Source organism: Paenibacillus sp. oral taxon 786 str. D14 (genome assembly GCF_000159955.1).
GTDB classification, from domain to species: Bacteria; Bacillota; Bacilli; order Paenibacillales; family Paenibacillaceae; genus Fontibacillus; species Fontibacillus phoenicis.
Genome location: NZ_GG695985.1, coordinates 64,457 through 87,250 on the forward strand (window position 1 = coordinate 64,457; position 22,794 = coordinate 87,250).

Annotated in this window: 25 protein-coding genes and 2 riboswitches; of the genes, 14 read left to right on the forward strand and 11 right to left on the reverse strand. The window is 53.3% G+C overall.

Going from position 1 to position 22,794, the window contains the following annotated elements; all coding sequences use genetic code 11:
* Positions 1-27 precede the first annotated feature (27 nt).
* Both POTG_RS16920 and POTG_RS16925 read right to left on the reverse strand, forming a co-directional pair.
* Positions 28-1,719 (reverse strand): methyl-accepting chemotaxis protein, encoded by a 1,692-nt coding sequence (locus POTG_RS16920; protein ID WP_009226064.1) that lies wholly within the window; start codon positions 1,717-1,719, stop codon positions 28-30.
* 258 nt (positions 1,720-1,977) lie between these two features.
* A complete protein-coding gene (locus POTG_RS16925) occupies positions 1,978-3,063 on the reverse strand; it encodes a M24 family metallopeptidase (protein ID WP_009226065.1) in 1,086 nt (361 codons plus the stop codon).
* A 202-nt stretch (positions 3,064-3,265) separates the two neighbouring features.
* Here POTG_RS16925 and POTG_RS16930 point away from each other — a divergent pair, with 202 nt between their 5' ends.
* Both POTG_RS16930 and POTG_RS16935 read left to right on the forward strand, forming a co-directional pair.
* Positions 3,266-4,789 carry an MDR family MFS transporter gene (locus POTG_RS16930; RefSeq protein WP_009226066.1) on the forward strand — a complete coding sequence of 508 codons (1,524 nt, stop codon included), beginning with the start codon at positions 3,266-3,268 and terminating at the stop codon, positions 4,787-4,789.
* Between the two features lie 6 nt (positions 4,790-4,795).
* Positions 4,796-5,377 carry a PadR family transcriptional regulator gene (locus tag POTG_RS16935; protein WP_009226067.1) on the forward strand — a complete coding sequence of 194 codons (582 nt, stop codon included), beginning with the start codon at positions 4,796-4,798 and terminating at the stop codon, positions 5,375-5,377.
* Positions 5,378-5,439: 62 nt separating this feature from the next.
* Here POTG_RS16935 and POTG_RS16940 read toward each other — a convergent pair whose 3' ends face one another.
* From POTG_RS16940 to POTG_RS23300, 7 genes are all read right to left on the reverse strand, one after another.
* Positions 5,440-6,438, reverse strand: coding sequence for a 2-hydroxyacid dehydrogenase (locus POTG_RS16940; RefSeq protein ID WP_009226068.1), 999 nt, complete (start codon positions 6,436-6,438; stop codon positions 5,440-5,442).
* Between the two features lie 59 nt (positions 6,439-6,497).
* Complete coding sequence (gene queF, locus POTG_RS16945) at positions 6,498-6,995, reverse strand: preQ(1) synthase (RefSeq protein WP_009226069.1); 498 nt, start codon at positions 6,993-6,995, stop codon at positions 6,498-6,500.
* Positions 6,996-7,496: 501 nt separating this feature from the next.
* Positions 7,497-8,258 (reverse strand): 7-carboxy-7-deazaguanine synthase QueE, encoded by a 762-nt coding sequence (gene queE, locus POTG_RS16950; protein ID WP_009226070.1) that lies wholly within the window; start codon positions 8,256-8,258, stop codon positions 7,497-7,499.
* Positions 8,251-8,745 (reverse strand): 6-carboxytetrahydropterin synthase QueD, encoded by a 495-nt coding sequence (queD, locus tag POTG_RS16955; protein ID WP_009226071.1) that lies wholly within the window; start codon positions 8,743-8,745, stop codon positions 8,251-8,253. Before queD ends, queE begins: the two co-directional genes overlap by 8 nt.
* Positions 8,742-9,410: a 7-cyano-7-deazaguanine synthase QueC gene (gene queC, locus POTG_RS16960; protein ID WP_009226072.1), complete on the reverse strand. Its 669-nt coding sequence runs from the start codon at positions 9,408-9,410 to the stop codon at positions 8,742-8,744. The genes queD and queC overlap by 4 nt, the downstream gene beginning before the upstream one ends.
* Before the next feature lie 199 nt (positions 9,411-9,609).
* A riboswitch (PreQ1 riboswitch) is annotated at positions 9,610-9,653 on the reverse strand.
* Between the two features lie 464 nt (positions 9,654-10,117).
* Positions 10,118-10,591 (reverse strand): DinB family protein, encoded by a 474-nt coding sequence (locus POTG_RS16965; RefSeq protein ID WP_009226073.1) that lies wholly within the window; start codon positions 10,589-10,591, stop codon positions 10,118-10,120.
* Positions 10,592-10,829: 238 nt separating this feature from the next.
* Entirely contained in the window at positions 10,830-11,114 is a 285-nt protein-coding gene (locus POTG_RS23300) for a hypothetical protein (protein WP_198136228.1), read from the reverse strand.
* A 59-nt stretch (positions 11,115-11,173) separates the two neighbouring features.
* Between POTG_RS23300 and POTG_RS24930 the strand changes: the two genes are divergently transcribed.
* From POTG_RS24930 to POTG_RS16985, 4 genes are all read left to right on the forward strand, one after another.
* Positions 11,174-11,917: a hypothetical protein gene (locus tag POTG_RS24930; RefSeq protein ID WP_050769794.1), complete on the forward strand. Its 744-nt coding sequence runs from the start codon at positions 11,174-11,176 to the stop codon at positions 11,915-11,917.
* Between the two features lies 1 nt (position 11,918).
* Positions 11,919-12,272, forward strand: coding sequence for a copper amine oxidase N-terminal domain-containing protein (locus POTG_RS24935; protein ID WP_050769795.1), 354 nt, complete (start codon positions 11,919-11,921; stop codon positions 12,270-12,272).
* Positions 12,273-12,425: 153 nt separating this feature from the next.
* On the forward strand, positions 12,426-13,457 hold the full coding sequence (locus POTG_RS16975) for an ABC transporter substrate-binding protein (protein ID WP_009226077.1): 1,032 nt from the start codon (positions 12,426-12,428) through the stop codon (positions 13,455-13,457).
* Between the two features lie 262 nt (positions 13,458-13,719).
* A complete protein-coding gene (locus POTG_RS16985; protein WP_009226078.1) occupies positions 13,720-14,127 on the forward strand; it encodes a NusG domain II-containing protein in 408 nt (135 codons plus the stop codon).
* Positions 14,128-14,303: 176 nt separating this feature from the next.
* Here POTG_RS16985 and POTG_RS16990 read toward each other — a convergent pair whose 3' ends face one another.
* The gene (locus POTG_RS16990; protein WP_009226080.1) at positions 14,304-14,531 is read right to left on the reverse strand and encodes a hypothetical protein; all 228 of its coding nucleotides are present in this window, start codon (positions 14,529-14,531) and stop codon (positions 14,304-14,306) included.
* Between the two features lie 216 nt (positions 14,532-14,747).
* On the opposite strand from POTG_RS16990, the gene POTG_RS16995 reads away from it, so the two are divergent.
* The 5 genes from POTG_RS16995 to POTG_RS17015 all read left to right on the forward strand — a co-directional run bounded on the left by POTG_RS16995 (position 14,748) and on the right by POTG_RS17015 (position 18,933).
* Positions 14,748-15,968: a GTP-binding protein gene (locus POTG_RS16995; protein WP_009226081.1), complete on the forward strand. Its 1,221-nt coding sequence runs from the start codon at positions 14,748-14,750 to the stop codon at positions 15,966-15,968.
* A 26-nt stretch (positions 15,969-15,994) separates the two neighbouring features.
* On the forward strand, positions 15,995-16,144 hold the full coding sequence (gene rpmG, locus POTG_RS17000; RefSeq protein ID WP_009226082.1) for a 50S ribosomal protein L33: 150 nt from the start codon (positions 15,995-15,997) through the stop codon (positions 16,142-16,144).
* Positions 16,145-16,231: 87 nt separating this feature from the next.
* A complete protein-coding gene (locus POTG_RS17005) occupies positions 16,232-16,939 on the forward strand; it encodes a metal ABC transporter ATP-binding protein (RefSeq protein WP_009226083.1) in 708 nt (235 codons plus the stop codon).
* The gene (locus POTG_RS17010) at positions 16,885-17,778 is read left to right on the forward strand and encodes a metal ABC transporter permease (RefSeq protein ID WP_009226084.1); all 894 of its coding nucleotides are present in this window, start codon (positions 16,885-16,887) and stop codon (positions 17,776-17,778) included. The genes POTG_RS17005 and POTG_RS17010 overlap by 55 nt, the downstream gene beginning before the upstream one ends.
* 24 nt (positions 17,779-17,802) lie before the next feature.
* Positions 17,803-18,933 (forward strand): metal ABC transporter substrate-binding protein, encoded by a 1,131-nt coding sequence (locus POTG_RS17015; RefSeq protein ID WP_009226085.1) that lies wholly within the window; start codon positions 17,803-17,805, stop codon positions 18,931-18,933.
* Between the two features lie 69 nt (positions 18,934-19,002).
* Here POTG_RS17015 and speD read toward each other — a convergent pair whose 3' ends face one another.
* Positions 19,003-19,809 carry an adenosylmethionine decarboxylase gene (gene speD, locus POTG_RS17020; protein ID WP_009226086.1) on the reverse strand — a complete coding sequence of 269 codons (807 nt, stop codon included), beginning with the start codon at positions 19,807-19,809 and terminating at the stop codon, positions 19,003-19,005.
* 239 nt (positions 19,810-20,048) lie between these two features.
* Positions 20,049-20,231: riboswitch (Lysine riboswitch) on the forward strand.
* 119 nt (positions 20,232-20,350) lie between these two features.
* Here speD and POTG_RS17025 point away from each other — a divergent pair.
* From POTG_RS17025 to POTG_RS17035, 3 genes are all read left to right on the forward strand, one after another.
* Positions 20,351-21,175 (forward strand): transporter substrate-binding domain-containing protein, encoded by an 825-nt coding sequence (locus POTG_RS17025; RefSeq protein WP_009226087.1) that lies wholly within the window; start codon positions 20,351-20,353, stop codon positions 21,173-21,175.
* A 70-nt stretch (positions 21,176-21,245) separates the two neighbouring features.
* Positions 21,246-21,959 (forward strand): amino acid ABC transporter permease, encoded by a 714-nt coding sequence (locus POTG_RS17030; RefSeq protein ID WP_036645970.1) that lies wholly within the window; start codon positions 21,246-21,248, stop codon positions 21,957-21,959.
* A gap of 18 nt (positions 21,960-21,977) precedes the next feature.
* Positions 21,978-22,721, forward strand: coding sequence for an amino acid ABC transporter ATP-binding protein (locus POTG_RS17035; RefSeq protein ID WP_009226089.1), 744 nt, complete (start codon positions 21,978-21,980; stop codon positions 22,719-22,721).
* The last annotated feature ends 73 nt before the right edge of the window (positions 22,722-22,794 follow it).

Consider the following 22,794-nt stretch of genomic DNA (forward strand, 5'->3'; position numbering starts at 1 on the left):
CGTGAAGGGTACGTTTTGTTTTTAGAGTCAGATCCGGAATTTTGCGATCGACTCCTGCAGCGCCAACGCCTGCTCATGCAGCGAACGAACCGTACGCGCGTGATTTTCCATTTCGCTCAGTTGTTGCTGCGAATAGCTGCTGATTTGCTCCACGTTAGCGAGCGACTTGGCGGTAATATTGGCGGATTCCTCCACCGATGCGGTCACTTCCTCGGTACCGGCGGATACCTCTTGGGTGGATGCTGAGACCGATTGAATCGTCAAGTTCACGTTCTGAATCAGCTTAGTTAATTGTTCAAACGCCTGACCAGCTTGCTTCACCCGTTCTGTTCCGGAAACGATTTCCTCGCTGGCCCGTTGCATAGCGTTGACGGAGTTTTCCGATTCTTCTCGAATACTGAGCAGGTTCTCACCGATTTCCTCCATCGCCTGGCGGGACTGCTCAGCCAGCTTACGGACTTCTTCGGCGACGACAGCAAACCCTTTGCCGTGCTCGCCGGCCCGTGCCGCTTCGATCGCCGCATTCAGTGCCAGAATATTAATTTGCTTCGTAATTTCCGTAATGGTTACGACAACGTTTGAAATTGACTCCGAGCGATCATTCAGCGTGCGGATATGCCCCAGCGTCCGATTAGCAGCATCTTCTACATGCTGCATCTGCGTAACCGCCGTTTGTGCCAAAGTATTCCCGGCACCGGCTTCATCCGCAGCTTGTCCAATCTGTTCGGTGACTTCGGCAGACGAAGCGGCAATGTGCTGTACACCTTGCGAAATTTCTTCCATCGCACGGGCGTTTTCGGCCGCTGCGGACGCAATCGTCATGCTGCCGGCTTCGATTTCCTTCGTCGCTACATTGGAACGGGCGATCAGATCCTCAAACGTCGTAACCGAACGGGACAAGTTCTCTGAGCCGTCGACGACCGCCCGGGACGTTTGCATCACGGCAGCGAACATGTCTTTGAGCTGATGAGTCATCGTTTGGAAGCTCCCGGCTAATTGGGCGATTTCGTCATTTCCTTTCACTTCGATGGTATGGCGGAAGTCCCCGCCAGCCATTTGTTCCGTGACCGTCACGAGCTTTCGGATCGGCTTCGTGATTCGCGTACTAACAAAGTAAGCTGCCGCCATGCCCGCCACAATGACAAGCAAGGTGATGCCGATACAGATGTATAAAATTTGGTCTTTCTTCTTATCGATGAAGGTAGCGTCAAGGCCCACGGCGAGCATCGCTTTGCTGCCGGGAATCGCGATGAAAGCTGTTTTGTGCGAGCCGAATTTGTCGGTATACAACTCACTGATTTGTACCCCGCCATTGGCCGCAGCGGTCATGGCCGGCTGAAGCTCCAGCTTGTCGCCGGGGGTCATCTCCGAGTTCTCATTCGTCGCCAGAACTGTAGCGCCGTCATCTTGAATATGTAGTAAATAAGCAGTGCTCAAGTTGTAGTCCTTAGTGCTCTTCGTCAAATACGATTCCACCGCAAAACGGGAGTTATCTTTACCGCTGAGCAATTGCAGGGATTGGGTCGTATCTAACCGTTTGAAGATGTCTTGAGTACTAGTTTGCAGCACTTTATCGAACTGTGGCAGCACATTTTGCTCAATGATCCCCATAGAGATGTTATAAAAGCTGACGCTAAATAAAAGTGAAGATACGACAATAATCACCGCATAGGTACTCATCAATCTGCGGCTGATGGAGCGATTAATGACCTTGAACACGAAAATCCTCTCCGTTCCCCTTAAAAAATGTGAAGTATACGCCTGGCTGTCTCTCTTTTCTTTTTAGCCAGCGGTTCATAAATATCATTTTATAGGAAAAAAGGTCCTTTGAAAACGAAAAATTCCTACATTTTTTGGTTTTCGTAAAAAGTTTCAAAAAAAACGTCTAAATCTATCGGAAAAAGCTAAAAAGAGAGCCCTGCGAATCATTTTTTGGAGATCGCCAGGGCTCTTCGAGTATGAATATTACATTACATGTTAGATATAAGTTAATTGTTTCGGATAAGATGTGAGCACTTCAACGCCGGTTGCTGTGACTAGCACATCATCTTCGATACGAACTCCTCCGATGCCTGGCACATAAATGCCAGGTTCAACCGTAAAGACGTGGCCTTCTGCGAGGAGAAATTCGTTCTCCCCATGAACCGAAGGGAACTCGTGCACGTCGATCCCCAGCCCATGGCCAAGGCGATGGATAAAATAAGGTCCATAGCCGGCAGCTTCGATTACTTCGCGGGCGGCGCGGTCAATGGAGGCGAAGGTGACGCCCGGCCGGATGGCGGCAATCGCAGCTTCATTGGCTGCCAGCACCGTTTCATAAATCCGGACGAGTTCCTCGGTCAGCTCGCCAACCGCGAAGGTACGCGTGATGTCGGATGCGTAGCCATTCGCATAAACGCCGATGTCAAACATCAGCAGATCGCCGCGCCGGATTTGCCGGTCGCCGGGGACGCCATGCGGCAGGGCAGTTTTCTCGCCGGACAGCACCATGGAATCGAAGGAAGGCCCGTCTGCGCCGAGCTTGCGGATTTGGTACTCGACTTCCGCAACAAGCTCGTTTTCGCTTACGCCTTCCGTTGCTTTTTTCAGCGATTCGCTAAGCACCTGTTCGATCAGATGTACGGCGTGCTTGATCTTGCTGACTTCTTCTGGGCTTTTCCGCACCCGCATGTCCCGAAGCCAAGATCCAACATCTACAGATTCGGAGAACGAGAGCTTCTCCTGCATTCGCTCGAAGTTGGCCACGGAGACCTGCTCCTTCTCAAAGCCCAGCGTACCCAGCGAGCCCGCGAGGCGTTGCTTCAAGAGGGCGTAAGGGTCGTCCGTATCGCTATGGGTGATGATCTCCGTTAAGTCCGCGGCTTTGCGGGCTGCCTCTTCATCCAGCGCAGGGACGACCAGAAAAGGCTCGCTTCCCGCCTGAAGGACGGCGCCGAGGAAGCGTTCATGCGGATTGCTCAGAAAGCCGGTAAGGTAATACACATGCTTCGGATCAGTGATCAGCAGCGTGTTGACGCCGGATTCACGCATTTTGCGTTCTAATGCAGTCCATTTATCATTCATTTTGCAAAAAACTTCCTTTCGTTCAGTCTCTTGTTCTATTATAGGCCAATGCGGGGAGGAACGATAGTTAGGATCGTTGCGCCGGGCGGGCCAGGGCGGGACGGATTGCTTTTTTAGGTAAAAGGTTTACTTTTTAAATATTTTCAATAAAATAGGAAGAAGTTAGATTATTCAAATTTGAATATGAAACAAAGGAGAGAAGATGTTGGCTACTGCAACGAAAAATTCTACCCGGCTCATCTTGTTCGGATTAATGCTGGGGATTCTGATGTCAGCGATGGACAACACGATCGTGACGACGGCCATGGGGACGATTGTTGCCGATCTCGGCGGAATGGAGCAGTTCGTTTGGGTGACTTCGGCCTATATGGTGACGGTGATGGCGGGGACGCCGATTTTCGGCAAGCTGTCGGATATGTATGGCCGGAAACGCTTCTTCCTATTTGGCATCGCGATGTTCCTGCTTGGCTCCGTGTTGTGCGGGCTCGCCGGAAGCATCGTGCAGCTGAGTATTTTCCGCGCGATCCAGGGGATCGGCGGGGGAGCGCTGATGCCGATTGCGTTTACGATCATTTACGATATCTTCCCAGTGGAGCAGCGGGGGAAAATGACCGGACTCATGGGTGCCGTGTTTGGCACGTCGAGTATTTTTGGCCCATTGTTGGGCGCGTTTATCACCGACTCGCTAAGTTGGCATTGGGTTTTCTACATTAATGTGCCGATCGGTATCGTGTCGTTGGTGTTGATTATCTTCTACTATAAGGAGTCGCTGACGCACGCGAAGCAGCAGATCGACTGGGGCGGGGCATTTACTTTGGTTGGCGCTGTGGTGTGCCTAATGTTTGCCTTGGAGCTGGGCGGCGAGAAATACGCATGGAATTCCAGCGTGATTTTGGGCTTGTTTGCGGGATTTGCCGTGTTGTTTGCCGCGTTCCTGCTGCTCGAAACGAAAGCGCAAGAGCCAATCATATCGTTTGATATGTTCAAAAATCGGCTTTACGCGACAAGCTGTTTGTTGGCTTTATTTTACGGGAGTGTATTTATCGTTGCTACGGTATATATCCCGATCTTCGTGCAGGGCGTCTACGGCGGATCGGCGACCAACTCCGGCATTATTCTGATGCCGATGATGATCGGTTCGGTGGTCGGCAGCATGCTGGGCGGGATGCTCGCTTCCCGCATACCATACCGCACGGTGATGGCCTTGTCGGTGGTTTGCTTCGTCGGCGGTATCTTTGCGCTTAGCACGTTAACGAATGATTCGTCTCGCATGCTGCTTACGCTTTACAGCATCCTGACCGGCTTTGGCGTTGGCTTCTCCTTCTCGGTGCTCAGTATGGCGTCCGTGCATCACTTTGACATGCGACAGCGCGGAGCGGCGACATCAACCAACTCGTTCCTCCGTTCGCTGGGCATGACGCTGGGGATTACGATCTTTGGTATCGTGCAACGCAACCTGATGTCGGGGGCCATGGCCGATGCGTTTGCTGGAATGGGACAAGGCGGCGGGAATTTCGGCGATACCCGGGAAGCGCTGAGTCCGGAGAAAAGAGCGCTGATTCCGCCGGCGATTTTGGACAAAATTACAGAGGCGTTGTCCATTTCGATCGCCCATACGTTTATGTGGGCCCTCATTCCGACCGTTTGCGCAGTGCTGGTCGTGCTCGCCATGCCGAAGGACCGAATCGAGCGCAAGGCGTTAAAGCCGTCGAATCAGCGGGGGTAAGCAGCAATGAAAGCTTTAGCGATCCGTCTTTGTATTTTGGGTCTGCTGCTCGAGGAGGATCAGCATCCTTATGAGATGCTCATCCGTATCCGGGATCGGTTCCTCGACCAGCACGGCAATTTCAAAATCGGTTCGCTGTATTACGCCGTCGACCAGTTGGCCAAATCGGGGCATATCGAGGCGGTGGAGACGATTTATGGCGAGGGCCGTCCGGACAAGACGGTCTATCGGATCACGGACAAGGGCCGGGAGTATTTTCAGAAGTTGCTGATCGATCGGTTCCAGGAGGAAGTGTCCGGATATCATCCGCTGCATGTTGCTTTGGTCTTTGCCAGGTATGGGGACCGGGAGAAGCTGATCGCCATGTTGCAGGACCGGATTCGGAAAGCGGAGCATGAGGTCAATTTGAGCTATCAGGTTTACGAAGAACATCGGGGGATCGTACCAAGGAGCGTGCTGCACCTGATGGTCGGACGTTACGAGCATGCCCGGACGGAGCTCAATTGGCTGCGGCGGCTGCTCAAAGACGCCGAGGCCGGACGGTTGGGGGACCGCGATCCGGTTGATTTACTAAACGAAGAGGAATAAAAGAAACTCCCCGGGCACCGTGTGCGATTTTCGCTGACGGTATCCGGGGAGTTTTTTTAGGTTTATCTATTTGAGTTTTGGTCTGGTGCATCCGGCCGCAGTTCTTTGACCAAGCTTGGCGGCGTTCGGCCTTCGAGGGCGGCCACCAGGTTTTCAGCGGCCCGCATCGCCATTTGCCGGCGAGTTTGGTCTGTCGCTGATCCGATATGCGGCAAGGTCACTACGTTTGGCAGCTTCAGCAGCGGATGGTCCGGATCGATCGGTTCCTTCTCGAACACATCCAATCCCGCGCCGTAGATTTGACGGTTCTGCAAAGCGGCGGTCAGCGCCTGCTCGTCAACGGTAGCCCCTCTGGAGGCGTTGACGAACACAGCCGTCGGCTTCATCAAGGCAAATTCCCGAGCGCCGATCAGCTTGCGCGTTTCCGGTGTGAGCGGCGTGATCAGCACGATAAAATCCGCTTCCTTCAACAGCTCATCCAGGGTGCAATAAACGGCACCCAGCCTAGCTTCGGCCTCCGGTTTCCGGCTGCGGTTGTGATACAGCACCTGCATCCCAAAGCCGAATTGCCCCCGATGGGCCACCGCTTCGCCGATTTCCCCCATCCCGATGATGCCAAGCTTCTTGTGGTGGACGTCGAGACCAAACAGGTTTTGGCCGTCACCGCGTTTCCATTTCCCTGCCTTCACGTATCGGTCCAGTTCCGATACCCGGCGGGCGACGTCCAGCATCAGGGCGAAAATCAAGTCGGCGACGGTGTCGTTCAGGACGGCCGAGGTGTTGGTTCCCAGCACGCCGCGGGCTTTCATCGCCTCGAGATCAAAGTTGTTGTAGCCAACGCTGATATTGCTGACAACTTTTAATTTGGGGGCATGATCCAACAGCTCCTGATTGATGCTGCGGTCCGCGGTCAACAATCCCTCGACGTCGCTTAAGCTGGCTAGAAGTTGGGCGCGGGTGATCGGTTCGTCGCCTTCCCATTTGCGGATTTCACAATGCTCGGCCAGATAATGTTCGACTTCCGGGGGGATCGGCCGGGAGATAAACACTTTTGGTTTCATGAGGTTCTCCTCTCTCAGGGGGATAGATCCATTGTTACGCACACCACGTAGACAAGGATTTAGCGATTATCGACTTTTTCCGGATACATATCATGATTAAGCAGGCGATGTTCCGCCATCGCTTCGTACTTGGTGCCGGGACGGCCATAGTTGCAGTAAGGATCGATGGAGATGCCGCCGCGCGGCGTAAATTTGCCCCAGACTTCGATGTACTTCGGATCCATGAGCTTGATCAAATCGTTCATAATGATGTTCACACAGTCCTCATGGAAATCGCCATGGTTGCGGAAGCTGAACAGATAGAGCTTTAACGACTTGCTTTCCACCATTTTGATATCGGGAATATAGCTGATGTAGATGGTGGCGAAGTCAGGCTGTCCTGTGATCGGGCAAAGGCTGGTAAACTCCGGGCAGTTGAATTTTACAAAATAATCACGGTACGGATGTTTATTGTCAAAGGTCTCTAATACCTCAGGCGCGTAGTCAAAAGGGTATTTGACGCCCTGGTTGCCCAGCAGGGTCACGTCTTGCATTTCTTCGGGTTTTCTTCCGGCCATGTGAAGCCCTCCTTATAGATATATTCATTAAAGCAATCTAGCGGACCGTACAGCCCTTATTTGCCTTTTTCCCGGACATTTCCTGTTGTAACGGACTCCAGTGACCTTATTTGGCTTTTATCGCAGCCGATGTGCTGTTTTACATCAAAATAAGGTCTACTGAGTCCGGTAGATTTGGAAAGCTCCCTCGGAGCCTCAAATAACGTCTCTGGTGTCCGTTAGCCGCGGGGTGGAGGTCTCGGCTGCATTCAAGATTCGATGCCGAACCAGCCTCCTCGAATCCGCCTCGTGATCGAAAGCCGATTGATGAACTGCCGTTTCAATGAAGGTTCAAAAATCGGGTTTGGAGCACCGAGAAGGTTGGATGAAGCTAGAGACTGAGTAGCGGAGCATAGCTAGGAGCTATGTGAGCAACGGAAGGCTCGGCTGAATTCAAGATTCGACGTCGAACCTGCACCCTCGAATTCGCCTCGTGATCGAAAGCCGATTTTTGAACTTCCGCTACACGCCGCGTTTGTTGCCCCAGACGAGGGCGTGGAGCTGCGGCAGCACCCGGACATTGTTCAGGTCCGGCGTGGCCATTACCTTGTCGATGAGCGCTTCGTAGCGGCGCAGCAGGTCGGACGCATGCTCCTGGATGTCCATCCGCTTCACGTCCGGGTTGCCCACCTGCACGTACATCGGCACGTTGGGGTAGCGAGTGTGCACCCGCTTGGCGTAAGCCAGATCGTCATCGTCAAACACGACGACCTTCAAGCTGACGGCGAGCGGGTGAGGCCGGGCAGCCAGCCTAGCGACGATATCGTCCAGCACGTCCCAGTTGGTGTCCATGCCCGAGCTTGGCGGCTTCGGCGACAGAGTCACCTGGTCGACCTCGGCCAGCCAATCCTGCCAACGCGAGCCTTGCGTCTCGACTGCGACGGTGATGCCTTCGGCGTGAAGCAGCTCCACCAAGCTGGCCAGCTGCGGCAGGAGGGCGGGGTTGCCGCCGGACAAGGTGACGTGGGAGAAACGGTCGCCGCCGATGTCGCGCAGCTCGCCAAGGATTTCCGCCGGGGTCAGGCGGCGGATCATCTCCTTCGCGCTGCCGTCCCAGGTGAAGGCGGAGTCGCACCAAGAGCAGCGATAATCGCAGCCGGCGGTGCGGACGAACATCGTCTTCTGTCCGATCACCATACCCTCGCCTTGTACGGTGGGGCCAAAGATCTCCATGACGGGGATCGGCAGCTCGCGGTGCTCTTGTGTGGTCGCTTCCTTACTCATCCTGCATCCACTCCCGTCTCGCTTCCGCATAGCTGGTTGGCGTCTCATAGAGGCGGACGAACTCCGTCCGGGCCTCCAGCACCGGATTGCGATAAGCTTCCGATTGCAGCGCCTCCTCCATCTTCTCGAACAGCCACACCACCATATTTTCGGCGGTGGTATTCATCGGCGGCAGCGTTTCATTAATGTAACGATGGTCCAGATAAGCTTCAATTTCGTTCTTCCAAATCTCCTTGATCGTGCCAAAATCAACGGTCATGCCGATCTCATCCGGCCGGCCGCTGATGCCAAACACCACTTTGTACGTGTGGCCGTGCAGGTTTTTGCATTTGCCGTCATACGCATGCAGGTGGTGCGCGGCATCAAAAGTGAATTCCTTGCTCACCAGCACCCGGCGGCGGTGGTAACGTAGCTGGTCCCGGCGGATGTCCTGGTCCAGCTTCTGCAGCGCTTCAACGATGCGAAATTCCCCCGGTGTCCGGTTCATCGTGAATTCGCCTCCTGGCGTTCCAGCAAGTATTTGTCCAGTCCAGCTTTTCTCAGCTTGCAGGCCGGGCATTCGCCGCAGCCATCGCCGATGATACCGTTGTAGCAGGTAAGCGTCCGTTCGCGCACGAAATCAAAGGCTCCAAGCTCATCGGCTAGCTTCCAGGTCTCTGCTTTGTCGATCCACATGAGCGGCGTATGGATCACAAACTCGTAATCCATCGCCAAATTCAAAGTCACGTTCAGCGATTTCACAAACACGTCGCGGCAGTCGGGATAACCGCTGAAGTCGGTCTCGCAGACGCCGGTGACGATATGCTTGGCACCTACGCCTTTGGCGAGTACGGCAGCAAAGCTGAGGAAGAGATGGTTGCGGCCGTCCACAAACGTGCTTGGCAGCTCCCCCTCCTGATGCTCGATCGCAATGTCGCTGCGCGTCAAAGCGTTGGCCGTTAATTGGCCAAGCAGGCTCATGTCTAACACGGTATGCTTGATGCCAAGCTCGGCGGTAATCGATTTCGCGCATTCGATCTCCAGCTTATGGCGTTGGCCATAATCAAACGTCACGGCCTCAACCTCGCCGAATTGCTGGATCGCCCAGAACAGACAGGTTGTGCTGTCTTGACCGCCGCTGAACACAACAACCGCTTTTTCCTTTTTAAGCATAAAAAAACCCTCCGTCTTCTTTAATAGTGAAGCAGGAATCCTTCGTTCCCGGCCCATTGTGATAGAAGAAAGAGAGTTCTTGAACTGGTCACAAAAAAACAAGCCCATTTCGACCGGCAGGGTGTCCTTGGCGCTGCGACTCCGTTGCCGTTCAGCAAACGGGCATGCGAGCGCGAAGAACCCGCCGAATCAAGGCAGGGCATTTATAGTTTTTTATAGAGGGAGTTCTCGAACCTCTCCCGTGCATTCCCGTAGGAATAAGCACGGATTTCTTCTTCAATTTCGTGATGCGCTGGGGTTCAGGCCCCTAGGCACAAACCCCATTATAACATATTTTGCGCAGAGGGGAAGTGAAGGCGCGATCACTCAGTTAAAATGTTACTAAGGAGGCATCGGTTCACTCACATCGAAATGTTACCGAAGGATGTGTGTTGAAATTGAGCATGAAAACACGACGTGAAGTGATCCGTACCTTGGCTGATCAATACAAGAGAGCGAAATCGCGAAATGAAAAATCTGTAATCCTTGATAATGCCGTGAAGGTGCTGGGTTGCCAACCCGTAACGTCTGCCTCCACTGGGTAACAAAATTACGTGAGTGAACCACTATCCTTCGGTAACATTTTTAAATGAGTTGACACGGAAGGGAGGGTCGGGTGTACTATTTTTAATGAAATTGAGCTAATTTGGTTCACAAACGAGCGAAACTCACCGATAGCGGTTTGCAGCCTGTCTTTTGATGGCCTGAATGGCGCCCATATGAAGTCCTTCATGGAAGATCGTTCTCACAAGTACCTGCTCAAGGGTATGCATCCCCATATCCGTTGGCGGATACTCCTCCTCCAGCCGATCCCGGTACTGCTGCTCTATGAAGCGAGGCTGCTCCTGAAGCAGTGATATCAATTCTGACAATGACGGGGTTTCGTCCGTAAAATGCGATGGGTTCGTTCCGTAACCGAACCATTGATTAAAGCTCATCGGGACCGGCATATCCTCTTTCGTAAGCACGCGTATCCATAAATACTGATCCAGAACCACATGCCCCAGATTCCATCTGATATTGTTGTTGAAACCATCCGGTACAATGTCAGCCTCGTCTTCCGACACGTCTTCAACCACCTTCAACAGCTCTCTGCGGTATGTATGCAGCTGCTCAAACAATACCTCATGTCTTCTTTCCATCGAAATACCTCCCAGATTCTGATATCTTAATATAATTATGTGAAAAAATATAAAATCCTTTTATTTCGAAAAAATAGGAGCGCCATAAATGCGCCCCGCTAAGCCTATCGAACCTTCCGCTTCTTTTATTCAATCAACGGACTCCTGAACTGCGTCACGATTGCTCGGAAAGGTACCGATCAGATCCAGCTTGATCCAATGATGCCCATTGCTGACCTCACTCTTGTATACCTTCGTTTTAGCACCCTGATTCGCGAACACAAGATCGTTGACACCGCGGTTGAACATCCTCGACGATATAACCTGGCGTAGTCGCAAGCGTCCCCATGTCGAACCAGTACTCCTCCTCCTCATCTGCCGATATAAAACCGTTCGTCACCATCAAGCTCATATTTCCGCTGTTATCCGCATCGAAGAAGCGAGCTCCCCAGGCCCATCCCGATTGCTGAATGCCCATTTCCTGTGCTCGGTCGACATACCTTCCGTTCTCATCTTCATGCCATAACTGATTTCCTTCCAGCAAATATCTTTCCTTACCTGCTGGTAGCGCTCACGGGATGCCAGGCGGTCGGCGGGTTTGACGTGGCCAAAGCGCTGGCCAACAGCGCAAAGACGACGAGCAGTGAGTCGAAACAGACGGTTACCGTCGAAGTTGTTCCGGCTGAATCGGCCAAGCTGACTGCGGAGGACCAAAAAGCAATTGATCTTATGAATTCTTTCTCTCTGAATATCGATAGTGCAAAGGTGCAGGATACCAAACATATTTCGATGAAAGGCTCCGTCGGCTTGAAGGGAGAGAAGATTCCGTTCCTCTTCTTCATGGACGACAAGGGGATTGCGCTGCAGGTTGAAGGCGCGAAGCAGCCGTTGTACATACCTCAGTCCATTGAGGGCGTGACGCTGCCTGACACGAGCGAATTGGAAGCCGGGGCGCAGGAGCTGACCGTCAAACTGGCGGAATTCGTGCTGAAGCATTTCCCGAACCCTTCGGTATTGACCGTGAAGCAAACTTCCTCGCAGGTAAACGGGGAGACGTTGAGCTTGACGAACCTGCATGCGGAAGTGCGCGGCGACGAGCTGTTTGGGCTGATTAAGCCGTTCTTCGCCAGCGCGGTGAAGGATGAGCAAGGGCTCAGAGACCTGATTGGGGATTATTACGCGCAGCGACAGCGAAATGTGGAACATCGGCGGGACAGTAACCGCGGATCAAGTGGATACGAGTGTCGGTGTTATCGACGTGACGGAAACGGAGTTGACCCCAGGGCAAATTTTGCGCAATTTCCAGGGTTCCGCTCCGCTGTACAAATTGCTCAAAGAAGACCTTAATTTGACCCATAGACAGCTTGTGCTCGATACCCAAAGCGACTACTATGGATTGATCACGAAGAACGGCATCTCCTTTGTACAGTTGCGTTACTTGGCTGAGCAGTTAGACGCCGAAGTGAAGTGGACGCCGGGGTCTGGCCAGATTGTCGTGATCGATGACCTGACCGGCAAGGAGATCGTTCTCAAGGTCGGCTCGAAGAAAGCGGCGGTGGATGGCAAGGTGGTAACGCTGAGCCAGCCAGCCTTTGTCCATAAGGACGGGTTGACTTACGTGCCGCTCCGATTCCTGGCAGAGGCGCTTAGCGCATCCGTAGACTTCGACGCTGACGGTTGGATCACTATCGTTAGAGAATAAGCGGTGCAATCAAAACGATAATGGAGGGACCTTCCCAAACTATCCTGATGATGGCAAAGGGAAGGTCCTTTATTTTGGGCTGACGATTGATTAATTGTCCTAGCCTGTGTATAATGATAATCATTATCAGTAGAAAATGGGGGAGCAATACAAATGAAGGTGTTCAAACATCGATTTCTTGCGGTGGCAACGGTTCTGTTGCTGACAGTTGTGCTTGCGGCTTGCGGCCAAAACGGCGGCAATACGGCAAACGATGCGGCGGCGTCGAACCATAATGCAGCGGGAAGCGCGCAATCCGGCAACGGAACCAACGATTCCGCCGAAGGACAAGCGGCAACGAAGGTTTACAAGGACTATACCGGGCAAGAGGTTGAGATTCCAACCAATCCGCAGCGGATTGTATCCATTACGCATCTGGGTGATCTGCTGGCTCTCGGCGTGAAGCCGGTTGGGGCGGGCTCGCTTGCTCTGGAAAACTCGGTTCTGCTGAATAAGGAACTGGAAGGCGTGGAAAGCGTCGGTGATATCTCAGTAGAGAAAGTGCTGGAGCTTCAGCCGGACCTGATTATTGTCCCGACCTATACACCGGCCGATATCGTTGAGCAATTAAAGAAAATTGGTCCGGTTGTCACCCTGGCCACCACAGGCTGGGAGGGAATTGACCCGCTGGAGGAAGTGAAGACGGTGGGTGAAATGCTGGGCCGTGAGCAACAGGCGGAGGAATTTATTACCCGGTATAAGCAAAAAGCCGAGGAGGCCAAAGCCAAGCTCAGCGAGGTGATCGGACCCGACGAAACCGTGGGCACGTATTCGATCTGGGCGAAGAACTTCTGGGTATGGCCAAAAACTCGGGATGCCGGCTATAACCTGTACGAAATGTTTGGCTTGAAGCCGCAGGAGAAGATCGAGAAAGAGGTATTCCCGACCACAGGCGCGGATATTTCTTTGGAGGTCGTTCCGGAATATGCTGCGGACCATATGTTCGTGACGGTGTATGAACCGGACGGCGGGAAGGAACGCGCAGAGGAAGTCATGAATGGACCGGTGTGGAAAAACATCCCTGCCGTGAAAAATAACCACGTGTACTTGCTGAACTACAAAGAGTTCTGGATGGTGGACGGACTGAATCTGGAGAAGCAGCTGGATATTCTCGTGGACCTCGTCGTCAGCCAAAATCAAAAATAAAACAACCAACCCAAGAGGGCCGTTCCTCGCGTCGTTTGCCGATGCGCCAGAACGGCTTTTTCATGTCTAGCGCCAGCCGGCAAGCCAGCTTACAAGATCTGCCGGTGGATGGCCAACGCCCATTCCTCCGCGATCATGCGCTCGGGAAGGAGATCGCCAATCAACATGAGATAAGTGGATCATTGACAAAGAAGACGCTAGTTTCTAAGATATGTTTATTCGTAATGATTACGTTTAATACCCAAGAATAGGATGGATCGATATGCTAAAAATGAAACGGGGCGACGTCCTGCTGATCGTTGTTCTGGTCTTGTTGGGTTCGACGTGGCTCTTCCTGCGCCAGGTGCTGGAAAGCCGGGAGACGGTAGACCCGGCAACGCTTCGCGCCGAAATCCAGGTGGACGGCGAATCCTACCGCAGCGTCCCCTTGGACGTCGGGGAGGAGACCATCGAAATCCACTCGAAATACGGGAACAATACGCTAAAGGTCTTTGACGGGGGGATCCAAATGATGTACGCCGACTGCCCGAAAAAAATCTCCATGCAGATGGGCTTCATCTCCCGGCCCGGCGAGACGATCATCTGTGTGCCCAACCGTGTGTATGTGGAGATCGTCCGCAGCGGCGCTCCAGGCCCGGATGATAACGGCGTAGACGCCTATATCCGCTAGTTTTCCATCCCCGACAGATCCTCCCATGCTTTCACCGAATCCTCGCTAGGATAGACGTAGGGTCGTTTGTGATCTTGGAATTTCTCGGATGCGCTCCGCGTTAACGGTAAGGATCGCCTTGCCCTCCCGCGTTTGCGGCTCAATGGTTCCTTCCACCTCAAGCCAGCTGTCTTTAGTCAGCTCAACAAGCGGCTGGTCGGAGGTGACCACGAGCCCAAACGCGCTCCGATCAGCACGAAAGGCAGCGCTTCCAGCAAGATGCTGAGAAAGCTGGTTTTGAACGTTTGCAGCTCGTCAAGCGGGACCTGTCGAATCAGCGACGGGTATAGGACCGTCAGGCAGGCGAGCGCGAAAGCGGCCGGCACAAGAATCGGCAGCATTCGGGTGATGGCTTGTTTATTCATGGCGTACTCCTTTTAGACAAAATCAGGATCTAGTGCAGTATTATACTATTATTTTCCAAGGCGTTTCAGAACGAAGTTGATAGATTCGTTCGCAGATTCGTATCGATAGTTGACAAAGCCCAGGGAAGGAAGATATAGTATTGATTGTTAATCGTAATAATTACGAATAAACCAGAGCGGGCATCTGGTCTTGCATACGAAAGGGGATGAAACGAAATGAATGAACATATTGCGCGCCCGATTCCCGTTACGGTGCTGTGTGGATATTTGGGTTCGGGCAAAACAACGCTGCTGAACCACGTCTTGAGCAATCGCCAGGGGCTGAAGGTGGCGGTGATCGTCAATGATATGAGCGAGATTAACGTCGATGCGGAGCTGATCAGCGCCGGCGGGAGTTTGTCACGCACGGAGGAGAAGCTGGTGGAGTTGTCGAACGGCTGCATTTGCTGTACGCTGCGCGAGGATTTGCTCAGAGAGGTGCAGAAGCTGGCAGCGGAGGGGCGGTTCGATTACATATTAATCGAGTCAACAGGGATCAGTGAACCGGTACCGATCGCCCAAACGTTTACTTATGCGGATGCCGAGACAGGGATTGATTTGACGGGGATCGCCAAGCTGGACTGCCTGGTTACCGTAGTGGACGCCTACCGGTTCTGGCATGATTTCTCCTCCGGAGAGACACTTCTGGAACGCGGGCAGCAAGCAGGAGAAGGCGACAATCGCGATGTGGTTGATTTGTTGATCGATCAAATCGAGACCTGCGACATTTTAATTTTGAATAAATGCGACCTGGTAGACGAGGAGGAGTTGAAGGAACTGGAGGGTGTCCTGCGTAAACTGCAGCCAACCGCCAAGTTTATCCGCTCCACGATGGGCTGCGTGGATCCGCAGGAAATTTTGAACACAGGCTTGTTCGATTTCGAGAAAGCCAGCCAATCGGCCGGATGGATCCGGGAACTGGAGTTGGAAAACCATACGCCGGAAACGGAGGAATACGGTATCGGTTCGTTTGTGTACCGGCGGAGACGGCCGTTTCATCCAGAGCGATTGGCGCAGTTTATGAGCCAGTGGCCAGAGGAAGTGGTGCGGGCGAAAGGGCTCGTTTGGATCGCAACGGAGTCCGATATGGCGGCGAATTTGAGTCAGGCCGGGCCGTCGATTCAATTTGGTGCGGCTGGTTATTGGCTAGCCTCACTGTCTGATCGTGAGCGGGAGGAGCTGTTTAACGAAGAGCCGGAGCTGCGGCGTAAATGGGACGATGTGACGGGCGACCGGATCAATGAACTGGTGTTTATCGGCATTGGAATGGATCGCGCCGGGATTGAACGGGAGCTTAATGCTTGCTTGTTAAGCGACGAAGAGATGCAGATGAATTGGGCGAACTTCCCCAATCCGCTGCCGTGGATTTCGGCGGAAGAGCTGGCGGGCGCCAACTAAAGACTAATTCTTGAGGAGGAATAGACATGCGAGTGGTCATCACATTAGCTTGTACGGAGTGCGGGGATCGAAACTATACGACAACCAAAAATAAAAAGACCCATCCCGAACGTCTGGAACTGCGGAAATACTCGCCTCGGCTGCGTAAATACACGATTCATCGGGAGACGCGCTAATTGAGCTTGGGAGAGTTGGTACCGTTGGAGGGCGATTTGTCGTCTTTGTTAATCGTAAAAATTACGCTTTAGAGAAGAAGGGGTAACATGATTTTATCCTCGATGGAAAACGTCGTGTTTGGGTATGGCGACAAACCGGTCATTGACGGGGTGTCCCTCGAAATCCATGCCGGCGAGTTCGTTGGCATTACCGGACCTAACGGTGCGGCCAAGACGACGCTGCTCAAGCTGTTGCTCGGTCTGCTGAAGCCGTGGAGCGGGAGCGTGAAAATCAACGAGGAAGCGTTGGTGGAGGGCCGGCTGAACGTAGGTTACGTCCCGCAGCAAGTCGCCGCGTTTAACAGCGGGTTCCCTAGCCGGGTGCTGGAGCTGGTGAAGTCGGGGTGTTATCCCCGGCTCGGTTTGTTTCGCCGGTTTGGTGCAGAGGAGCAGCAGATCGTCGAACGCAGCTTGAAGCAAGTGGGGATGTGGGAGCAACGATACCGGAAAATCGGCGAGCTGTCAGGCGGACAGAAGCAGCGGATTTGCATTGCTCGAGCCTTGGCCGGGCAGCCTCGGGTGCTGGTTCTGGATGAACCCACGACGGGCATGGACCGGCAAAGCCGCCAAGGATTTTATCAGCTGCTGCGGCACATGACGGACCAACACGGATTGACGGTGATCATGGTGACCCACGGCCCGGAGGAAGCGGAGGCGTATCTGGACCGCATCATATCCCTGGAGCAACAGGAAAGCGAGGAATGGCAATGCTTGACTACGCGTTCATGCAGCGTGCGTTTTGGGCCGGCGCTTTGATCGGCAGCATCGCCCCGGTCATCGGCGTCTTCCTGATGTTGCGGCGCCAGGCGCTGATGGCCGATACGTTGTCCCACGTTTCGCTGGCTGGTGTAGCCCTCGGGGCTGTGCTGGGCTGGAACCCGGCCTTGGCCGGCTTTGTCGCTGCCATCCTCGGCGGGCTGCTCATCGAGCAGTTGCGTCGGAGCTACCGAGCGTATAGCGAGATGCCGGTTGCGATCGTCATGACTTCGGGGCTGGCACTCGCCGTCGTGCTGATGAGCTTACGAAGCAACCTGAGCCAAAGCTTCAGCGCGTACCTGTTTGGCTCGATCGTCGCGGTGAGCGACACACAACTGGTGTTGATGGCTGGCGTCGCTTTGCTAGGCGCCGCGTATTTCATCGTGCTGCGAAGACCGCTGTACAGCCTGACTTTTGACGAAGAAACCGCTCGAATCAGCGGGATCCCGGTGAAGTGGCTGTCGTTCTCCTTCGCGGTGTTTACCGGCATGGCGGTGGCGGCGGCGATCCCAATTGTTGGCGTGCTGTTGGTGTCCTCGCTGATCGTGTTGCCAGCCTCGCTGGCGCTGCGGTTGGCCCGCGGGTTTGCGGCAGCGATTGTCATCGCAGTTGCCTCCGGCCTAACGGGGATTTTCAGCGGGCTGACCGCTTCGTATTACTTGGATATGCCGCCCGGCGGGACGATTGCGTTGATTTTGCTGCTGTTTTTATTAGCCGGCATCGCGGGGCAGAAGGTACGGGGATCCCTAGCTCGGAGGAACGGGCGCAGCGTGAGGCAGGCGGCGAGAAGCCAAGGGGAGTCTATAACCTTAACGTCGGAAGAAGGCGGAAGAATTTAGTGTGGAATCAAGGGAGAGATGAGAATGAATTTACAATATGTGAAAAGGTTCGCCACTGCGGCGGCCCTGAGCTTGATGCTGGTGATCGCCGGTTGCGGCGGGGGTGGACAGCCCGCAGGGAATGCTGCCAATTCGGCGAATGCCGCAGAGAAGACAGCAGGAAATAACGAAGCGGTGAATGCGAAACAGCCGTTGCGGATTCAAACGAGCTTTTACCCGATCTACGAATTTACGAAGCAGGTGGCTGGCGATCTGGCGACGGTGGAGCTGCTCGTTCCCGGCGGTGTGGAACCCCACGATTGGGAGCCTAGTCCTCAGGATATTCGGAAGCTGACGGAATCCGATCTGCTTATCGTAAACGGTGCCGGAATGGAAAGCTGGCTGGAGCAGGTGGAGGCCTCTGCATCCGGCGGCAAGCCGGAGATCATTGAGGCCAGTGAAGGGATTACGCTGATGGAAGGCGGAGAAGAAGAGGAGCATGGGCATGACGAGGAGCATGCAGCCGAAGAAGAGCATGCCGACGGGGATGAGCATGACGCAGATCACGCTGCGGATCACGACGCAGATCATGAAGCCGAAGCTGGAGAAGCCGCTCACGACTCCAATCATGATCATGGCCACGATCACGGCGGGCTGGACCCGCATGTTTGGTTGTCACCGGCGCTGGCAGTCCAAGAGGTTCGCAACATTGAAGCCGCCTTGGCGAAGGCTGACCCGGAGAACGCCGCGAACTATAAGCAAAACGCCGACGCATACGTTGCCCAGCTAGAGCAATTGGATCAAGATTTCGCCAACGCGTTCGCTAATGCGAAACGCAAGGATTTTATCACACAACATGCGGCATTTGGTTATTTGGCTCAGGAGTACGGGCTGACTCAAGTGCCGATCGCCGGGTTATCCCCTGACCAGGAGCCGTCAGCGGCGCAGATGACGGAGATCGTGAAGTTCGCCAAGGAGCATCAGGTGAAGACGATTTTCTTCGAGACGTTGGTTTCTTCCAAAGTAGCCGAGACGATTGCCCGGGAAATTGGAGCGAAGACAGCGGTCCTGAACCCGATCGAAGGACTGACGGCCGAAGACGAAGCAGCTGGCCGGGACTATCTGTCGCTGATGCGTCAAAATCTTGAAGCTTTGAAAGCTGCGTTAAACGAGTAACTTCACTGGATACGATATGTGCTCCATAAGCAAAGCAGCCCAAAGCCACATTAGGCAAGGGCTGCTTTTTTATCGAATGTTTTTACCATAGAAGATTTCATCCATTTCGGTGACCAGCATCTCGGTAATCTGCTTTTGCTCTGCGGGAGACAGATCGTCCTTCGTGTACCCAAACAGATAGTTGTTTAAATCAAATTGCTTCAACTTGCATTTCGTGTGAAAAATATGCTCCGGGTACACATTAACATCAATCATCTGATACTTCTCGATCACTTCATCGGGAATATAGTTCTGGATCGAGCTGATATCGTGGTCGATGAACAGCTTGTGGCCGTTAATGTCGCGGGTAAAACCGCGCACGCGGTAATCGATGGTCATGATGTCCGCCTCGAAGGAATGGATCAGGTAGTTTAGCGCCTTCAGCGGCGAGATCTCCCCGCAGGTCGAAACGTCGATGTCGGCGCGGAACGTGCTGATGCTCTCTTTCGGATCGTATTCAGGATACGTGTGGACGGTGATGTGGCTTTTGTCGAGCTGTATCACCACAGATTCTGGCAGCGGTCCGGGCGATTCGTCAAACGACTCGGTGGGCACCTCCACCACGGGGCCTTCAGAAATCAGCATTGTTACACTGGCCCCCTGCGGAACGTAATCCTGGTTCGCGATATTCAAAATATGAGCGCCAATAATTTCGGAGACGGTGCTGAGAATTTTCGTCAGGCGGTCGGAATTGTACTGGTCGTCGATATAGGCGATATAGGCTTCGCGTTCCTGTTTGGTCCGGGTGTAACAGACATCGTACATATTAAAGCTTAACGTTTTGGTCAGGTTGTTGAACTCATGCAGCTGAATGCGCTGCTCCGGCGTCAACTTCATGAGAGATCCCCCTTAGCATAGGTATACCCTATTGGTTATTCCCTTTTCTTCTGGAAATAAAACGTTCCGCTGCTGCTGTATCCCCATCTGGTGAATCGATGTCTAGTCTTTCGGGTCCTGAATCGAATCTGCTGGAGATGTCTTCCTTCCCTATGATTCCCACCTTATGTTAGTTTGACAGAAATAGCATTCATATTGTATCCTACAATCAAATTGAATTAGACCTCACTTTCTAGCAATGGTGGGGTAGAGGCGCGATATTTAACAGTCTTCGGTGGAGCTTGAGCAGGCGATGAGCCCGGGGAGAAGGAAATGTCGCCGAAGCGGTATACAGGCTCACTGTATGCTGCTGGGCCTGCAGTTAATAGCTGCAGGACTGTCTTGGTAGATGACCCGATCTATCAAGTTGCGCTATCTCGTCGAGGGGAAAGTGGGTGTCAGGACGGAAATGAACCCATCAAACGGCCTCGGTGTGTATCCGAAGTCGTTTTTTTGTTTCTGTTTTTATCGATTCATTATTTTGTATGGAGAGTGAAGAAAAATGAGAAAAACCTGGTCGTTATCCATCCTCATGTTATTGTCGGCGGTGCTGATCCTTGCAGGGTGCGGCTCTTCCTCCGGCGGCAAAGACGATAATACGTTTAAAGTAGGGCTCGAAGCGGGGTACGCTCCGTTTAACTGGACGCAAAACGATGATTCCAACGGCGCGGTTCCGATTGACGGCAGCTCCGAATACGCGGGCGGCTACGATGTGGAAATCGCCAAGAAGATTGCCGACGGCCTCGGCAAGAAGCTGGTGATCGTCAAGACGGAATGGGACGGTCTGGTTCCGGCGTTGACCTCCGGTAAGATCGATGCCATTATTGCCGGGATGTCCCCGACCGAAGAGCGTAAGAAGACGATTGATTTCTCGGATAACTACTATAAATCAAACCTGATTATGGTGGTGAAAAAGGGAGGCCCTTATGAAGGAGCTACTTCGATCCAAGATTTCAGCGGCGCGAAAATTACGGCCCAACTGAATACGTTCCACTATTCCGTGATCGACCAAATCAACGGGGTGAACAAGCAACCGGCGATGGATAACTTCCCGGCAATGCGCGTGGCCTTGGAATCCGGAACGATTGACGGTTATGTATCCGAGCTTCCGGAAGGCGTCAGCGCCGCAACCGCGAATGAGAATTTCGCTTACGTGGAATTCCAGGACGGCTTCACCACCTCGGATGATGACACCGCCATCGCGGTTGGGCTCGAGAAGGGCAGCGACTTGACGGCGAAAATCAACGAAATTCTCGCGGGCATTTCCGAAGATGAACGGTCCGCGATTATGAACGATGCGATTAAGAACCAACCTGCAGCGAACTAAATAAAGCACGGGACATAAGCCGGCTGCAATGGGATTGCAGTCGGTTTTATGCGGTGCGGGAGGAAATCAAATGACTTACGAGTGGATCATCCAAATTATTACCGATAACTGGCCCATGTTTTTGCGTGGAGCCGGGGTAACGTTATATATCTCGCTCATCGGCACGATGATCGGTGCGGCGATTGGTCTGCTGGCCGGCGTGATCCGAACCATTCCGGTGCCGGAACGCGGGCTCAAACACTGGCTGCTGAAGATCGTTAACGGCCTGCTGACCATTTACATTGAATGCTTCCGGGGAACGCCGATGATCGTTCAGGCGATGGCGATTTTTTACGGATCGTCCCTGCTGTTCAATTACGATATGGACCGGACGTTTGCGGCGATCTTCATCGTTTCCATTAATACGGGAGCTTATATGGCCGAGATCGTGCGCGGGGGCATCTATTCGGTGGACAAAGGGCAATTTGAAGCCGCCCATGCGATTGGGATGACCCATTGGCAGACGATGCGCAACGTGGTGCTGCCGCAGGTCATTCGCCATATTTTGCCGGCGACGGGCAATCAATTTATTATTAACATCAAGGATACCTCGGTGCTGAACGTCATTTCCGTGTCGGAACTGTACTTTATGACCAAGTCGATTGCCGGGAACAACTTCCGGTACTTTGAATCGTTCTTTGTGGCCAGCGTGTTGTATTTGATCATGACGTTAACCGTAACGAAAATTTTACAGCGTATCGAAAAAAGGCTGGACGGCCCCGAAAGCTATACGCTGCAGCGCTAGCAGAAAGCAGGAGTGAGGATGGACAAGGTAATCGAAATTCGGCATTTGAGCAAATTTTTTGGTACCCACGAGGTGCTTAAGGATATCAATCTGTCGGTCAGCAAAGGAGAAGTCGTCAGCATCATCGGCTCCTCCGGTTCCGGCAAATCCACGCTGCTCCGCTGCATCAATCTGTTGGAGAAGCCGAGCGGCGGGGAGATTATCTACAATGGCAACAATATTTTGGAGGATCTGCAGAAGGCCTCGTTGTACCGCCGGCATTTGGGGATGGTGTTTCAGCAGTTTAACCTGTTCAACAATCATGACGCGCTGAGCAACTGCGTCGTGGGACAAGTCAAGGTGCTGAAGCGCTCCAAGGAAGAAGCGACTGAAATCGCGATGAAATATTTGCGGGATGTCGGGATGGAGCAATACATTCATGCCAAACCGAAACAGCTCTCCGGCGGACAAAAGCAGCGGGTAGCCATCGCCCGCGCCTTGTCGATGGACCCGGACGTACTGCTGTTCGACGAGCCGACCTCGGCGCTGGATCCCGAGATGGTGGGCGAGGTGCTGAAGGTTATGAAGGAGCTGGCCTACTCTGGACTAACGATGATCGTCGTTACCCACGAGATGGAGTTCGCTCGGGAGGTGTCCGATCGGGTCGTGTTTATGGACCAGGGGGTCATCGCCGAAGAGGGAACGCCAGAGCAGATCTTTAATGCACCGAAGCAGGAGCGGACGAGAGAGTTCCTGAAGCGTACGTTAAATCGGGAAGGGTAAGACGAGTCAAATGGAGATAGCGGCGGAACCTGGATGTAGATCTGGGCTCCGCCTTTTTTTGTCCCCATTCGTG

Coding starts and splice junctions, on each gene's coding strand:
- POTG_RS16925 (WP_009226065.1), bottom strand. CDS start 3,063: ATGAATGATAAATGGACTGCATTAGAACGCAAAATGCGTGAATCCGGC.
- POTG_RS16930 (WP_009226066.1), top strand. CDS start 3,266: ATGTTGGCTACTGCAACGAAAAATTCTACCCGGCTCATCTTGTTCGGA.
- POTG_RS16935 (WP_009226067.1), top strand. CDS start 4,796: ATGAAAGCTTTAGCGATCCGTCTTTGTATTTTGGGTCTGCTGCTCGAG.
- POTG_RS16940 (WP_009226068.1), bottom strand. CDS start 6,438: ATGAAACCAAAAGTGTTTATCTCCCGGCCGATCCCCCCGGAAGTCGAA.
- queF (WP_009226069.1), bottom strand. CDS start 6,995: ATGGCCGGAAGAAAACCCGAAGAAATGCAAGACGTGACCCTGCTGGGC.
- queE (WP_009226070.1), bottom strand. CDS start 8,258: ATGAGTAAGGAAGCGACCACACAAGAGCACCGCGAGCTGCCGATCCCC.
- queD (WP_009226071.1), bottom strand. CDS start 8,745: ATGAACCGGACACCGGGGGAATTTCGCATCGTTGAAGCGCTGCAGAAG.
- queC (WP_009226072.1), bottom strand. CDS start 9,410: ATGCTTAAAAAGGAAAAAGCGGTTGTTGTGTTCAGCGGCGGTCAAGAC.
- POTG_RS16965 (WP_009226073.1), bottom strand. CDS start 10,591: ATGGAAAGAAGACATGAGGTATTGTTTGAGCAGCTGCATACATACCGC.
- POTG_RS16975 (WP_009226077.1), top strand. CDS start 12,426: ATGAAGGTGTTCAAACATCGATTTCTTGCGGTGGCAACGGTTCTGTTG.
- POTG_RS16985 (WP_009226078.1), top strand. CDS start 13,720: ATGCTAAAAATGAAACGGGGCGACGTCCTGCTGATCGTTGTTCTGGTC.
- POTG_RS16990 (WP_009226080.1), bottom strand. CDS start 14,531: ATGAATAAACAAGCCATCACCCGAATGCTGCCGATTCTTGTGCCGGCC.
- POTG_RS16995 (WP_009226081.1), top strand. CDS start 14,748: ATGAATGAACATATTGCGCGCCCGATTCCCGTTACGGTGCTGTGTGGA.
- rpmG (WP_009226082.1), top strand. CDS start 15,995: ATGCGAGTGGTCATCACATTAGCTTGTACGGAGTGCGGGGATCGAAAC.
- POTG_RS17005 (WP_009226083.1), top strand. CDS start 16,232: ATGATTTTATCCTCGATGGAAAACGTCGTGTTTGGGTATGGCGACAAA.
- POTG_RS17010 (WP_009226084.1), top strand. CDS start 16,885: ATGGCAATGCTTGACTACGCGTTCATGCAGCGTGCGTTTTGGGCCGGC.
- POTG_RS17015 (WP_009226085.1), top strand. CDS start 17,803: ATGAATTTACAATATGTGAAAAGGTTCGCCACTGCGGCGGCCCTGAGC.
- speD (WP_009226086.1), bottom strand. CDS start 19,809: ATGAAGTTGACGCCGGAGCAGCGCATTCAGCTGCATGAGTTCAACAAC.
- POTG_RS17025 (WP_009226087.1), top strand. CDS start 20,351: ATGAGAAAAACCTGGTCGTTATCCATCCTCATGTTATTGTCGGCGGTG.
- POTG_RS17030 (WP_036645970.1), top strand. CDS start 21,246: ATGACTTACGAGTGGATCATCCAAATTATTACCGATAACTGGCCCATG.
- POTG_RS17035 (WP_009226089.1), top strand. CDS start 21,978: ATGGACAAGGTAATCGAAATTCGGCATTTGAGCAAATTTTTTGGTACC.